The 13361-nt window shown below is 33.5% G+C and carries 14 protein-coding genes and 1 riboswitch; of the genes, 3 read left to right on the top strand and 11 right to left on the bottom strand.

Features of this window, described 5'->3' with window-relative positions:
* Nucleotides 1-14: 14 nt before the first annotated feature.
* The 8 genes from AC2A1G_RS11130 to AC2A1G_RS11095 form a co-directional block, all read right to left on the bottom strand.
* Nucleotides 15-896: an outer membrane beta-barrel protein gene (locus AC2A1G_RS11130; RefSeq protein ID WP_484046989.1), complete on the bottom strand. Its 882-nt coding sequence runs from the start codon at nt 894-896 to the stop codon at nt 15-17.
* Nucleotides 897-907: 11 nt separating this feature from the next.
* The gene (locus AC2A1G_RS11125; RefSeq protein WP_484046988.1) at nt 908-2005 is read right to left on the bottom strand and encodes an RNA polymerase sigma factor; all 1098 of its coding nucleotides are present in this window, start codon (nt 2003-2005) and stop codon (nt 908-910) included.
* A gap of 3 nt (nt 2006-2008) precedes the next feature.
* Nucleotides 2009-3085, bottom strand: a complete 1077-nt coding sequence (locus tag AC2A1G_RS11120) for a hypothetical protein (RefSeq protein WP_484046987.1) — start codon at nt 3083-3085, stop codon at nt 2009-2011.
* A gap of 51 nt (nt 3086-3136) precedes the next feature.
* Nucleotides 3137-3595 (bottom strand): protease complex subunit PrcB family protein, encoded by a 459-nt coding sequence (locus AC2A1G_RS11115; RefSeq protein ID WP_484046986.1) that lies wholly within the window; start codon nt 3593-3595, stop codon nt 3137-3139.
* 116 nt (nt 3596-3711) lie between these two features.
* Complete coding sequence (locus AC2A1G_RS11110) at nt 3712-4146, bottom strand: PaaI family thioesterase (protein WP_484046985.1); 435 nt, start codon at nt 4144-4146, stop codon at nt 3712-3714.
* A gap of 144 nt (nt 4147-4290) precedes the next feature.
* Entirely contained in the window at nt 4291-4884 is a 594-nt protein-coding gene (locus AC2A1G_RS11105) for a 1-acyl-sn-glycerol-3-phosphate acyltransferase (RefSeq protein ID WP_484046984.1), read from the bottom strand.
* A gap of 312 nt (nt 4885-5196) precedes the next feature.
* On the bottom strand, nt 5197-6882 hold the full coding sequence (locus AC2A1G_RS11100) for a PspC domain-containing protein (RefSeq protein ID WP_484046983.1): 1686 nt from the start codon (nt 6880-6882) through the stop codon (nt 5197-5199).
* 11 nt (nt 6883-6893) lie between these two features.
* Nucleotides 6894-7223 (bottom strand): PadR family transcriptional regulator, encoded by a 330-nt coding sequence (locus tag AC2A1G_RS11095; RefSeq protein WP_484046982.1) that lies wholly within the window; start codon nt 7221-7223, stop codon nt 6894-6896.
* A gap of 328 nt (nt 7224-7551) precedes the next feature.
* On the opposite strand from AC2A1G_RS11095, the gene AC2A1G_RS11090 reads away from it, so the two are divergent.
* Both AC2A1G_RS11090 and AC2A1G_RS11085 read left to right on the top strand, forming a co-directional pair.
* On the top strand, nt 7552-8142 hold the full coding sequence (locus tag AC2A1G_RS11090; RefSeq protein ID WP_484046981.1) for an HD domain-containing protein: 591 nt from the start codon (nt 7552-7554) through the stop codon (nt 8140-8142).
* Between the two features lie 475 nt (nt 8143-8617).
* Nucleotides 8618-9139 (top strand): DUF6624 domain-containing protein, encoded by a 522-nt coding sequence (locus AC2A1G_RS11085; RefSeq protein ID WP_484046980.1) that lies wholly within the window; start codon nt 8618-8620, stop codon nt 9137-9139.
* A 184-nt stretch (nt 9140-9323) separates the two neighbouring features.
* On the opposite strand, the gene AC2A1G_RS11080 is transcribed toward AC2A1G_RS11085, so the two are convergent.
* Nucleotides 9324-9707, bottom strand: coding sequence for an acyl-CoA thioesterase (locus AC2A1G_RS11080; RefSeq protein WP_056032228.1), 384 nt, complete (start codon nt 9705-9707; stop codon nt 9324-9326).
* A 112-nt stretch (nt 9708-9819) separates the two neighbouring features.
* Nucleotides 9820-9998: riboswitch (cobalamin riboswitch) on the bottom strand.
* Between the two features lie 241 nt (nt 9999-10239).
* Nucleotides 10240-11034 carry a hypothetical protein gene (locus AC2A1G_RS11075; protein ID WP_484046979.1) on the bottom strand — a complete coding sequence of 265 codons (795 nt, stop codon included), beginning with the start codon at nt 11032-11034 and terminating at the stop codon, nt 10240-10242.
* Nucleotides 11035-11273: 239 nt separating this feature from the next.
* On the opposite strand from AC2A1G_RS11075, the gene AC2A1G_RS11070 reads away from it, so the two are divergent.
* Nucleotides 11274-12830 carry a T9SS type A sorting domain-containing protein gene (locus AC2A1G_RS11070; RefSeq protein ID WP_484046978.1) on the top strand — a complete coding sequence of 519 codons (1557 nt, stop codon included), beginning with the start codon at nt 11274-11276 and terminating at the stop codon, nt 12828-12830.
* Nucleotides 12831-12869: 39 nt separating this feature from the next.
* Here AC2A1G_RS11070 and AC2A1G_RS11065 read toward each other — a convergent pair whose 3' ends face one another.
* Nucleotides 12870-13358 carry a YcxB family protein gene (locus tag AC2A1G_RS11065; protein WP_484046977.1) on the bottom strand — a complete coding sequence of 163 codons (489 nt, stop codon included), beginning with the start codon at nt 13356-13358 and terminating at the stop codon, nt 12870-12872.
* Between the last annotated feature and the right edge of the window lie 3 nt (nt 13359-13361).

Raw genomic sequence — 13361 nt, 5'->3', positions numbered from 1 at the left:
CATTTTGAAAACTTTTATTTAGAAATAAAATACGAAATTCCTAAACCCAGTTTTCTTTCAGCAAAGGTATTGTTAGTCTTAAAAATGTCAAAATCAAATGCAGAGTTTTTTAACGAAAGATTGTTGATTTTAAACTGTTGATATTCCAATTCTAGCAAAAATCTCTTCAGAATTCGATATTGTAATCCTAAAGAAAATCCGACGTTGATTTTATTGGTTTTAAAATTGTCTAATTTTGATAAAACATTATTTTCAGGAACTAAAAACTGCATTTTATAGATGTTTTTATTTAAAACTATTCCGGCAAAAGGTCTGAAATTTTTCCATTCATACAATGCTTTCAACTGCAAATTATACTCAAAATTTTTGTTATTAAACCTTTGGAAAAGCAATGGCTGATCGTCTTCTGAAAAGTAAAATCCGTTGAGATAAGTTTCTTCATTGTTAGCATCTAAATCGAATGAAGAATTCCAATAATTTACATTTGCGGAAAGCATCAAAGATAAATTTGGATCAAGAATACTTTTTGAAACCCAGATTCCTAAATTTTGTCCAAACTGTTCATTTTTCTCAGCAATATTTTCAGACCAACTTGCATTTTTAAAACCGATTCCGGCTGAAATTCCATATTTGAATTTCCTGTTTGCAATTTTGTCTATTTCTTCTTTGAGTTTTTCCTGATCAACATTTTTGTTGATTGATTTTATTTCTTTTGCATGAATTTTCAGGAATGGCAATAAAATTCCTGCACGTTTTAATGGTATCGCTTTTTCGACAAAAACGGTATCGTAGACGATTACTTTTTCATAAACGTAAACGGTGTCGACCTTTTTCCGCTGTGCAAAAACGGAATTTAAAGTAAAAATGAAAAGAAATACAAGGACTTTCTGCAACATAATTCAGCAATTTATCTTTCGATGAAAACGGTGTCTCTCTGGATGATTTTTTTCACGACAATTACTTTGTGAGAAGCAGTTTCAGCAGAGTCTTTTTTAATTTTGGTTTTTGAAGATACAACGCTTTTTACCGGAATCAATTCACTTTCTGGTTTTAAATCATCGTTATTTTCTGAAATCAATTGCTGTGAAATTTTAACCTCTTTTTGATCTTCATTTGCCTGTGTTTCTGCCTTCATATTTTTTAAATCATCATTCAATACTATATTTTTCTCTTCTGCTTCAGATTTTGAGTCATTGAAGTTGAATGCTTTTTGAAATGAGTTTTTTGGACTGAAAACTAAAACAGAACCGATAATGATTACGAAGAATGTAGTTCCGATAACCGCTTTTTGTTTCCAGAAATTATGGGCTGACGAAAATGTAATTTGATTTACATTAATATCAGAAGGAATTTCTAAGCTTTTTGATGGAGAAACTGTGAAATCTGAAAACTTACTTTGAAAAGTCTGCGCCCACAAAAGTCCGCTGAATCCAAAGAAAATTAGAAGTTGAGCAGTTTTATTTTTTGAAGTTTCTTTATTTGCAAAATGAGTCGTCAGATAATTCTGCACAGATTTTTTGGCTCTCATCAAATGTGATTTTGACGTATTGACAGGGATTTCCAATGCTTTAGAAATCTCTGTGTGAGAATAATTCTCAATAAAATAAAGATTGAAAACCGATTTGTGATAAGAAGGCAGCTGGTCAATTGACGCTAAAAGTTCTTCTCTAGTAAAATTGTAGGCAAAAATATGTTTCTCTTCTAAAAAATTCTGTTCCATCTCTGCATGATTGTCGTGGATTTCTGAGGTTTCTGTATTTAAATGGGTCTCTTTACTTTGCTTTCTGAGATATTGCAACGCATTGTTTACAACGATGGTTTTAAGCCACGAAAAAAGTGCTTTTTCATCTTTCAATTGTCCGTTCTTTTGAATTGCAGCAATAAAACTGTCGTGTACAATATCTTCAGCCGCAAAAATATCAGGTACATATCTGCGACAAATCCCCAAGAGTTTTGGGGAATGGTCGAGATATATTTTATGCCAGTTGAGATTTGTTTTTGACATTTATTAGTTTGCTACTACATAAATTGAATTAAAACTTCCTAAAGGATAAAAACTGCTTCCGGCATTGCTTATGCTCACAATATTTTGCGATTCTGTACCGTTGATAAAAACTTTGGCATTGTAATCTGAATTAGGATTGTTGGGATTTGGGTTAAGATTGTTATCATACTTAATCATGTAGATATTATTATCTAAGACAAACATATCCTGAATATAAGGTAATGTAGAAAATGTAGGAATGTTTTGTAAATTGTTTTTAAAATAAAATCCTCCCGTCGAGCTTTGTATGGTATACAAATCGGTATTATCATTGTGTGAAATAATTTTACCTAATACAGGAACTGGATGCATATAATCTCCTATCAAAAAGTCTGAATTTGTACTGATGTTTTTGGAATAATATTTTAAGTTGTTCTGAAACAATAAATGAACTCCATTACTGTTTTTTGTCAAATTATAAACATAAGTTGAGGGTACTGGGGTAAATATAGTATTCTTGTAATATCCAAATTGTAGATTTTGATTGTTATCAATTTTTGCGATAGAGATATAGATGTCTTGTCCATCAATAAGAATGCTTTCTGGCGCAGTATAATACAAGCTTTTGTGCAATATTGTTTTTATACCATTCTTCCATACACACATTTCATATTTATCAAAACTAGTTGCAGCTGTAGGATTTTCAACATAGCCGCCAAAATAAATATCGCCATTGTTTACTGTAAATGATTTAATATAGTATTTAACATTGTTTGGAATGTTGAGATATTGTTTAATGTCAGTACGCACGTTGTTTTTCCAAAAAAACTGTAATCCATTGTCTGCGTTGTTGGGCACCATAATTCCGGTAATGTAAATAGTATTATTTTCAACTTTAAGATTTAAAGTATTAACACCATCGCCGTTGCTAAGTTCAGTTTTGATATTGTTTTTCCAATAACAGGCTTTGTTGTTTTCTCTCCCTGCGATATAAACGTCATAAGATGGAGCATTTTTCTCAAGTATTTCATCTTCGTTATTTGTTGTACACGAAAAAATAAAGGCCAGTAAAACTAAAAATGGTAAGATTAAATTTTTCATAGATATTCTTTTCTCTAAAGATGGAAAAATATAAAAAGGTTGCAGATGATTTTAATTAAATATCACAGGTTTTGTACTTTTCTGAATTTTAACAATGTGATAAGGCTGAGTAATCACCGTGGTTGCATTGCCATTGAGAAGTTTTTCTACATCGACAGTTATGTTTTGAGAATTTTCAATTGCAGTCATGATGTCAATGGAATAACCTCCGCTATTTTGAACCTGATCGACAACTACAATGAGCATAAATTGGTTGAAGTTGATGTTGGTTTCGGTAAAACTGTCGGAAACATTGGTTTGCGCATTAACCTGTGTAAGAAAATTATTCCAGTCGGTTGTGTTATTGATCACTGAATTTTGCGGTGTTACATACGTGCTTCCGTAGAAGTTTCCTTTTCCAATCAGTGAAAAATTAACGGGTGTTTGTACAGCCACAGTTTCTTCGTTATCCTGACAGGAATTCAGAATAATAAACAGCGCACTGAGTAGAATTAATAAATGTTTTTTCATAATGTATAAATTTATGGGTTTCAATTATATATAAGATGAAAAATTGGAGAAAGGTTGCAGCAGAAAACAAAAAAAGCTCAAAAAAAAATTGAGCTCACTATAATTTAAAATAAATTTTATCTGTTGATAATATTATTCGTCATCGTAGTATGGCTGATGAGATTTCCTTTTTCATCTTTGATTTCAATTTCTGAAACGTGCATTGTTTTTCCTTTTCGGATAAACCTTGCAAATCCGGTTACCACACCGTCTTTTTTGCTTCGTAAATGATTGGAATTAATATTTGTTCCCACACCAAAATACTTTTCGCCATCAATAAAAATATTGGAAAGACTTGAACCCATCGTTTCCGCTAAAACGCAGGTTGCACCTCCATGCATAATCCCGAAAGGCTGATGAATTTTTGGCGTAACGGGCATTGTCGCTGTTAAAGTTTCATTTTCCAAATCAATATCTGTAAAATGGATACCAATCCATTTGGCAAACGTTTCGTTCCCCCAATTGTTGATGAATGCCAGTATTTCTTCTTTGGTTTTGTCTTTTGTATACATAGTAATATGAGTAATAAGTAATGGGTAATTTTGCTTATGCTTATGCTTATGCTTATGGCTTATGGCTTATGGCATTTGGTGATTGCTTTTGGCGGTTAACATTTTGGTACTTGAATCACGTATCCCGCATCTCGTAACCCGAATCTAGCTCCCCGCTTGCCTGCTTCCCGTAATATCCGGATTCCAGTTGGCCGGGATTTTTGGGACGATGTCGTATTTTACATAGTAATCTTCAATTTCCTGCATGATTTCTTCATAGGGAAGGGTAGATAATTTTTCGTAAGATATTGTATAGCCCAAAAACATTGTTTTTCTTTTGAAATCTCCTGCCGCCAAAACAATCGGAACTTTTGCCGCCAGTGCCATGTGATAAAATCCTTTTCTCCATTTCGGAACCCAGCTTCTGGTACCTTCCGGAGTGATTACCAAACTGAAATCTTCTTTTTCAAACTGTTTTGTAACAAAATTCACGAGGTCGTTTTTCTGACTTCTGTCAATTCCAACACCACCTAAACCTTTTACTACAGAACCGTACCAAGCTTTTGTGTGAGCGTCTTTGATGATTATTTTTAAAGGTTTTTCCAATGCCCAATAGGCAAGGTTTCCCAATAAATATTCAGCGTTGTGAGTGTGTGGTGCAACGACGAGAATGCATCTGTTGAGAACATTTTCATCGCCCTGCAAAACAACTTTCCATCCAACGATTTTTAAAATCAACTTGCCTAATAACTTTTTCATGAAGATTCAGATTTAAAACAAAAAAAGTATAACCAACATCATGGTTATACTTTACAAATATATTGAAATATTATGGCTCTTAAAACAGACTGCTAATGAAATCAGCGATCATTACTGCAATTTCTAAAACTAACTGTATCATTTGTAAATATTTTTTGTGTTGGGGTTAATTAATTTTGTACGAATTTAAGAAAAATTCTAATCATAATACACAAAAAGTTGATTTTTTTTGTGATTTTATTGAGAGAAGAAGAGTGTGAACTTCAAACACTTGGCTATTCATCCACACTTCCTGCCACTCTCTCTGGTTGGTTATTTGGTTTGTATAGAAACTTGTTTTTTGTTGGCGTCAAGTTTTATGTCTAAATCTTTTACATTATCAAGATTTACTTTTACAGAATCCATCATCTGTTTTGCTTTTTCTTTCGGATATTTTTTTCCGTTGATGATTACGCTGTCTTTGTCTCCTTCAGTGTATTCTATAGTAGTTCCGTTGATATTGATTTTGTTTTTTTCAATCATAATTCCATTCTCAAGATCGTTGTCATCATCCTTATCATGGTCATCATTAAAATTGATTCTGTCTGAAACTTTTACAACAGTCATGTTTTGCGGTACAATAAGCTCATAATAAGCATTATAATCTCTCATTCTCTCGCTGTAAGAATATCTGAAATAATTAGGCAGAAGTATTTTGTTATCAATAATTTCTACAGGTACAGTAAGTTGAATCGGTTGGTTGTAGCCATCACCTTCTTTTTTGATGATCAATACTGGGCTTGCAACATCCTGATGTTTTACTTCGATGTAAGGATAATCTTCTTCATAAATGCTTTTGCCGTCAGAAAAATAGTCGCCGAAATAAGATTTAAAGTTTGATGGGATATTTACTTTTTTTACATCTACAAGAATGCTGTCAGATTTCGTATTGATGGCTATTTGTTCGCTTTCATTGTTTTCTCCGGAATATTTGGTGAACAATTTTGTTGCGGTAACGCCACCTATCGCAAGTAATGCAATCCAAAGAAAAACAAGTGTTCCAATAATGTATCCTGTATATTTTAATCTGGATTTTGGAGCAAGCAATTTTATCGAAATTAAAGTGAAGATAATTGCAGGAATTAAGAATGCTAATACCAAAATTGCAGTAATTAAGAAATTGGGCATTTCACTTCCTAAGAAAAAAGAAATACTTTCAGGCACATTCACGGAATCGGATCCGAAATTGATTCCGAAGAAACCGAAAGAACCAATAAGTAATGAAAGTCCCATTAGTCCAAAGATGATTCCCCAAAATATTCTTATAATACTTATCAAAACGCTTCCAAGGTTGTTGATATTACCTGATTGTGACTTCAATGCTTGCCCAACTTTTTCCGTAGATTCGTTGGCAAACTGTACAATCTTTCCCGATTCTTCTTTCAGGTTGTCAAAATTCATTGGCTTACCTTTCATTTTCAAAAAATCTGAAGCTGTTTGTGCTTCCGGAAGAATTACCCATAGAATTACGTACAGTAATCCTACAAATACAAATAAAGGAGCTAACGGAAATCCTACGATGAAGGTAGCAATCCAGATCAATCTCATAACGGTAACGTCTACTCCAAAATAGGAAGCCACTCCGGCACATACACCGCCCAATTTTGCTTCTTCAGGATTTCTGAATAATTGTTTTTGAGATTTGTAACCAAAAGAAGACTTTGTGCTGTTTTTCTTTCCTTCAGAGTAATAAGCTTCTTCCTGTTCTTCTATTTTTTCAGGAGTTCCGATTTGTGCAATTACTTTTTCTACATCAGAATCGTTGATAACTTCTCTTTTAGCAAGAGTTTCTTTAAAGATTTCTACCATTCTGATTTCGATGTCGTGCATTACCTCGTCTGCTTCAGCAACATCCAGAGAGCTTCTCAGGGCATTCAGATAATCGCTGAGTTTTATATATGCGTGTTCTTCTATCGTGAAAGAAAAACCGGCGAGTCCTATAGAGAGTGTTTTGTTCATAGCTTTTGTTTTTAAAGTTTTTGAGTGATTTGGTTTACAGAATCTGTCAATTCTTTCCAGGTAATTTGAAGTTCAGATAAAAACATTTTGCCTTTTTCTGTAATTTGGTAATACTTTCTGGGTGGTCCTCCTGTAGATTCTTCCCATCTGTAAGAGAGAAATTCTCCGTTTTTCAGTCTTGTAAGAAGAGGGTAGAGGGTTCCTTCCACTACATCCAGTTTTCCTTTTTTCAGCTCGTCTATCAAATCAGAAACATACATTTCACGGTTATTGATGAGGCTCAAAATACAGAATTCCAGAATCCCTTTTCGCATTTGCGCTTTGGTATTTTCGGTATTCATTGGTAATAAGGTTTAATTAATTGGTTATAATTTTCGATTTTCAGCTCCTAGCTAGTTGAACCTATTTCGATTTTACATTACAAAGATATATAAATAGAATGGTATTATGCAATACAAAGTAGTAAAATAAATTTATATTTATATTTAATGTGTTGATTTTCAGTTTAATAATTTTTAGTTGAAAAATATTTAATTTTAATTAAAACCAAATTTCCATCCTGTTTTATTATTTTTGAACCATGAAATCGCCCATAAAAAACTTTATAAGCAAGCAACTATGAAGATTGGGCGATAACATCTGACAAATAAAAAAAAATAAAATCTACACATGAAAATTCAAAAAGAAATCGATTTTATCATCGCTGTTGATGCTTTGAAAAACGTTCAACGAAGAAATTATAATGCCGACGATTCCCGAAGAGAAAATACTGCAGAACATTCGTGGCAGATTATTATTTTGGCTCAGATCTTATTTCCTTATGCTAAAAACAGAGCAGATATTGATCTTTTGAGAGTCATCAGAATGCTTTCCATTCACGATTTGGTGGAAATTGAAGCGGGCGACACGTTCATTTTTGATGAAGTTGCAATGGTAGGAAAATTTGAAAGAGAAAAATTGTCTGCACAAAAGATTTTCGGAATTTTAGATGAACCCATCCGTTCAGAATTCTTTAATCTCTGGCTAGAATTTGAGGAAGAAGAAACGCCGGATGCTATTTTTGCTTGTGCCATCGACAGAATTATGCCTTTCATTTTAAACTCACACACTTCCGGAAAAAGCTGGACTGAAGCCAAAGTAACCGAAGCCCAGGTAAGAAAAATCCTTGAAAACGCTATCTGCAGAGCATCAGAAGAAATGGAAGAAGCCTTTCATCACTTAATGAATCTTAATTTGGAAGCGTTAAAAGTTTTAAGATAAATGGAATCTCACGCAGATTTTGGTAATTGAGCTGATTTTCTTAAAGTTTAGTCTGATTTCAAATTTTATTTAAAACACTAAGGCTTCGACGAACTCAGCCTGAAAATACATAAGTTTTAAACGTTTAGTATTAGAGATGTCATGCTGAGCCTGTCGAAGCATTTTGCAACACCTCCTTTGTGATGAGTAGTTGAAATAATCTTAGCCATATATATATAAGATAGATTCAAAAAGTAATGTTGTTGTTGGTAAAAAGTCGGTAAGAAAATGTGGGTAACTTTTTTCGGCCAAGCAAGAAAACATTAGCTATATTTTATTCCGACAGTTAATAATAATTCCTACTTTTGTGTCATATTCCGAAAATGTTCAACCTATTTAGGAATATGGTACAAAAGTAGAAATAGAAATGAAAATAAAAAAGATATTATTCAGCATACTAACCGCTCTTGTTGTAATGATAGCAATATTCCTTTATATGAATAAGGATAAATTTGTCTATGTAGGTTCAGTAAATATTATTGAAGTCGATTGCAGCAAAAAACGTCAAATCCTGAGCGAAGTTTTAGAAAGTGACCAGAGGATCAGAAAATCAAATGAACTCATCAAATACGCTAAAGAAGATCATAGGAATCAGGAATTAGTGATCAGCATTATTGAAAAGTGTGGTATGCCAACATTAAAAGAGGTCGATCAAAGACAAATGGACGCCATCTGGTTGGGACTGCAACATAGTACTGAAGAAATCAGAAAAAAGTATTTTCCACAAGTAGAGAAAGCTGTTGAAAATGGAGACTTATCTAAAGGACAGTACGCATTGATGAAAGATAGGATGTTAATGGACGAAGGAAACCCCCAAATATATGGTTCACAAATAAAAAATGGTAAATTATATAAATTAGAAAATCCTGAAACTGTGAACGACAGAAGAAAAGAAATGGGAATGGAACCCATTGAGGATTATTTAAAGAATTTCAATATTCAGTTCAATCCGAATTAACAATACAATATATAATCATGTAGACGACTCCAGTCATCATTAAATGATTGTGTCTCTCAGAAACCGAAATTTAGATCTTATTTAAAGAAATAGAAAAAGGTTTCAGCGAACAGTTAAGTTTTCCGAAACCTTTTAAATAAAGACTGAAAGTGATAAGTGGCAGTCAAAAACTACCGTTCATCTATTATAAAATTTGAATTGGTTTCTTAAATTCGTCGATGGCTACAAAGGTAAAATCGCCTGTAATCGCCTTTTCTCTTTCGTAAGAATACATCTGTTCGGTAAAAATCTCAACATTCACTTTCATACTCGTTTTTCCCACGTGAGAAACCTTTCCGATTAATTCTACAATAGTTCCGGCAGGAATTGGTTTTTTAAAATCAATTTTATCACTGCTTACGGTTACCACACGTTTTCTGGCAAATCTTGTGGCCGTGATAAAGGCAACTTCGTCCATCAGCTGCATGGCAGTTCCTCCGAAAAGCGTGTCGTAATGATTGGTTGTGTTGGGAAAAACGGCTTTGAAAATTCGGGTTTCCGAGGCATCAATTCTTTCTTCTGTAGTCATATTTCATTATAAATTTGTGCGAAAAATGAACTTTACTGAAACAAAAAGAATCTTTCAGGAACGAGAATTCCCGAAATAACATTTGATCAATAAACTTCAGATCGCGAAAGTTTTTTGTTTGAAGAAACAGGCAGGTCTCCTGACTTGTAACATCTCTATTCCTTCCCATGCCTTGTGCACAGTGGTTTTTATAAAGACTTAGGTTACTTTACAGTTGCGCGACAGTTCGTGATTTTCACACGATTCCCTTTTCATTTGCGGCTAAGCAAAACCAGTTTCCTGGAAGATCATTTTCGGTGATTTTCCGTCGGCAAAAGTACAAATAAAGTTTGATTTAAATTAGGGTAATCTTTTTTCTAAGTAGCTGCGGAAAATTTGAACCATTAAGAAAGATTAAGTTGTTAAGAACAAACTGACTGCAGATTTTTTAAGGTTTACCGAGGTAAATGATTAAGCATTACTCTTAAATCAATTTTATTGATTCTTAAAAAAGCTTAACCGATTAATGATCTTAACGTTTAAAATTGCAAAACTATTCAGGATTGTTGTAAATAATCTGACTTATTACTTTTCCTTCCTTCACTGTCCAGAAAGTGGTGTATCTGTTTTCGCCTTTTCCGTTGATCATATAAATGTAAATATGATCGGCATCCATCGCTGTTACACCAATGTTTTCGAAATCGGTTGTTGGATCAAATAAATTTTTAATAGCGTCACGCACAAAAACAGTTCCTCGCCCTGGCTGCTGTACACGAATGGATTTTACTTCTGTCAGGCCTTCAGGCAGGGTTTTTCCGATGCCCCAAGGTTTTGCTTTATCAATTTTAATGATGTTTCCGTCGGCATCTTTTTCCTGTCTTTTAAAACTGGCGTTGGAAGGGTAGATGTCGATCACTACTTTCGTACGTTGTGCAGTCGGAAGTTTTTCATTGGAATTATCTGTAAATGTGTAAGATCTTCCGTTTTTAGATTTTGAAGGTGTAAATTTCGGAAGCTGATCGATGAAAGCGACACGGTCTTTGTTGACCATACCTTCTTTTGTAAGGCTGTCGTATCTGACGAATGGTTTTTCGTCGTCGGTTTTTTCAGGATATTTGATCCAAATCCATTCTGTTTCTCCGGGAGCGGGTTTTACGTAAACGAAAACATCGCCTTTTTTCATTCTGATTTTATCAACGATTTTGCGGTAATCTTCCTTGTGTACACGCACCATCGCATAACCTTCCTGTGCCTTTACAACTCCAAACGGAATTTTGTTTTGCGCATCGATTAAACTGAACGAAAATATACTGAATAAAGATAAAACTGCTTTGTTGATGAAAGTCATTTGAAAGAATATTTAGCTCAAAGATATAAATTAAATATTTTTCGGGAGATAATTGTCAAAAATTAATACATTAAAATTATGTATGTCATCATTTTCAATTAATATTTTTTAATCTATAATTAATTTGTCAATGACATATGATTTATTGATCAAACACATGTACGAAGGAAACAAAATATCTTATTTTTGCTGTTAAATTTATCTATTAAGTTCTCATTGAAAAAAAACTGATTTTTTATATGAAAAAATTATTTTCGATTATAATTGTATTGTCAGGCTTTCTTACAAAAGCTCAAATAGCACCTCCTATCCAATGGCAAAAAACATTAGGAGGAACAGATTGGGATCAAGGTCAGGCTGTATGGGCTACAACAGACGGTGGATCAATTCTTGCAAGTTATTCACCATCAATAAATGGTGATGTTACCGGAAATCATGGTGATGGAGATTATTGGGTTGTAAAATTAGATGTTGCAGGTAACATTCAATGGCAGAAGTCGTTAGGTGGTAGTGGATATGATATGCCTCATGCAGTTCAGCAAACTGCAGATGGTGGATATGTTGTAGTAGGAGAATCTAGTTCTGTAGATGGTGATATAACAAATCATCATGGAACGGTAGGAACTTACAGTGATATTTGGATTGTGAAATTGAGTGATACTGGAAATATTGAATGGCAGAAATCAATTGGTGGTTCAAGCGTCGATATTGGATCTTCAATAATGCAAACTGCAGATGGTGGATATATTATTGGCGGTTCAACAATGTCTAATAATGGTGATATTACAGTGCCACCTGTTAATTATTCAAATTATTGGATTGTAAAAATTGATAGTACGGGTATAATTCAGTGGGATAAAACCTTGGGGAATATTTCAGGTTATGATTATTCTTCTTCCATACGACAAACGATTGACGGTGGATATATTGTAGCCGGGGTGACAGATGCGATAAGTGGCGATGTAACTTCTCATTACGGGGGTAACGATACCTGGATTGTAAAATTAGGTAGTAATGGAGTTATTCAATGGCAAAAATCATATGGTGGGAGCGGTAATGATATTCCACAGTCTATAATTCAAACAAACGATGGCGGATATATATTTGCTGGTTCAAGTCAGTCAAATGATGGTGACGTATCGGGACATCATGGCTCGGCGATATCTTATGACGCCTGGATCGTCAAGCTAAATGTAAACGGAATTATTCAGTGGCAAAAATCGCTAGGTGGTACCGGTGGTGATGGTGCGTATTCTATTAAAGAGATGCCAAATGGTGGGTATACATTTGCAGGATACTCTTCGTCCACAGATGGCGATACAGTTGGGAATTCAGGTGGATCGGGAAATTTTTGGATTGTAAGAATAAACAATGTAGGAAATATTATATGGCAAAAATCCATGGGTGGCAGGTTACTCGATTATGGACAATCTATGAGCCAAACAACTGATGGTGGATTTATTATGAATGGCCGTTCTTTTTCTAATAATGGTGATGTTTCTTTTCATTATGGAAATCCTACTTATTCCGACATTTGGGTAGTTAAAGTTGCCCCCGAAGTTTTGTCAACCGATGAAACAGAGTATGAAAAATTTAATATTTACCCCAATCCCACAACTGAAAAACTCTTTATTTCGGATCTTTTTTCTGATGAAAAATATGAAATTTATTCAGTTACCGGACAAATAGTAAAGACGGGAAAGACATCGCAATCATTCGTAGATGTACATGATTTGGCAAAGGGAATTTATTTCATTGAAATTAAAAATATAACACAGAAATTTATAAAGAAATAAGGCAAAAAGAGAGCAATTTAAAGTTGCTCTCTTTTAATTTTAATTATTCAAAAGCTTTGCCTTCACGCAACTGTTTTTAATTAATTTTCTCACTTCCGAAACTTCATTTACGGAAAAATATTTTTTCGGAATCATATTCATAACCGTTTTACTTTGATAAATCAGAAACCAATCTCTGTTTTCTTTGATCTTGTAAACCGTATTCCACGCAAAATCACTTTCGAAAGTTTCTCCTTTGGTATAAACTTTTTCATCAGTGAAAGTATAGATAATTTCTTCCTGAATTTTCAGATTTGAGTAAAATGCGTTTTTCAGACTCAGATAGGAACGGATAAAAATGAAAATTACAATCGCAGGAAACCAGATCAGAATATATTTATAGATTTCATTTGAACCATTTTCAGAATTATAAAAATTTAATCCAAAAAACAGAAGTAAAACCAAAGAAAAAATAATAATTCTCGGCAACGAATTTTTAATATTAAAATTCAGAAAATCATTAAAACTGATATGCGTTTTTACCGTCATTTA

Source organism: Chryseobacterium sp. HNCC26DJ240, from assembly GCF_057180485.1.
Note: the sequence above shows the minus strand (reverse complement) of the source record. Positions and strands in the feature narration are given on the sequence as shown.